The organism is Mycobacterium intermedium (genome assembly GCF_002086275.1).
In the GTDB taxonomy this organism is placed as follows: Bacteria; Actinomycetota; Actinomycetes; order Mycobacteriales; family Mycobacteriaceae; genus Mycobacterium; species Mycobacterium intermedium.
Genome location: NZ_MVHT01000305.1, coordinates 1 through 545, shown reverse-complemented (window position 1 = coordinate 545; position 545 = coordinate 1). Strand labels below are relative to the sequence as shown.

Annotated in this window: 1 protein-coding gene; it reads left to right on the top strand. The window is 71.4% G+C overall.

The window, feature by feature from the left end; translation table 11 throughout:
* Positions 1 to 545: acyltransferase domain-containing protein (locus BST27_RS30800; RefSeq protein WP_139805522.1), on the top strand; the 545-nt coding region annotated here is incomplete at both ends.

The following is a 545-nucleotide window of genomic DNA, read 5'->3' as shown; positions in this document are numbered from 1 at the left end:
AGCCCGCTGGAACCGGAGGTCCCCTACTACTCGGCGACGTCGTTCGACCCGCGGGAAGAGCCCTACTGCGACGCCTACTACTGGGCGGACAACCTGCGCCACACGGTCCGGTTCGCCGCGGCGGTGCAGGCCGCCCTGGAAGACGGCTACCGCGTCTTCACCGAACTGAGCCCGCATCCGCTGCTGACCCACGCGGTCGACCAGACCGCCCGCAGCCTGGACTCGTCGGTGGCGGCGTTGGCCGGCATGCGCCGTGAACAGCCGCTGCCGAACGGCCTGCGCGGGCTGCTGGGTGACTTGTATGCGGCCGGTGCGGCGGTGGACTTCTCGGTCCTCTATCCCGGCGGCCGTCTGGTCGACGCGACGTTGCCGGCATGGACGCACCGGCGCCTACTGCTCAACGACACCACCGATCGCCTCGCGCACGGGAGCAGCGTGGCGGTCCATCCGCTGTTGGGCCCCCACGTGCGGCTGGCCGAGGAGCCGGAGCGGCACGTGTGGCAGGGCGAGGTGGGTACCGACGCGCTGCCGTGGTTGGCCGATCA